Source organism: Silanimonas algicola (assembly GCF_054777375.1).
In genome coordinates this window covers 1-506 of the sequence record NZ_BAAHAS010000015.1, presented here as the reverse complement: position 1 = coordinate 506, position 506 = coordinate 1, and the positions used below count along the sequence as shown (strand labels likewise).

Here is a 506-nt window from a genome sequence, read left to right as displayed (position 1 = left end):
CCAGGCTTTGCGCGAGTTCCTCGGGGCCCACGTTGGCGCTGTCGTAGACGCTGATCCACAAGGGCCGCGGCAGCTGCGCCAGCAGCGCCTTCAGGCGGAAGGCTTCCATCCAGGTGGGATCGATCTCCACCGGGAAGTACCAGCCCGCGACGTTGACCGGCGGCGGGCTCTTCGCGATGCGCGCCGACAACTGCGCGAGTTCCTCGAGGCTCGCGCGCGCGTTGCGTTCGTCGAAGCGGCCCGCCAGCCCGAGGATCACCTCGTGCGCCCAGGGCTGGCCGGCGATGCGCGACCAGTCCGGCATGCTCCTGCCCGCCGGCAGCTCGGTGCCCGGGACGAAGGCCAGGTTGTCGACCACCGTCCACTGCACCAGCAGGCGCCGCACGCCCAGGCGCTCCCAGTCGCCGCGCGGCTCGGTGTGCTCGTTGTCGATCTGCCAGACCACGCCCTCGATCGGCGGAACCGCCTTCGAGGCGCAGCCGGCCACCAGCAATGCGACGGCCGCC

General features: G+C 71.7%; 1 protein-coding gene. It reads right to left on the bottom strand.

Annotated elements, in window-relative coordinates:
- The coding region (locus ACYVAK_RS14715) for an alpha-amylase family protein (RefSeq protein ID WP_461062339.1) at positions 1–506 on the bottom strand (506 nt) is incomplete at both ends.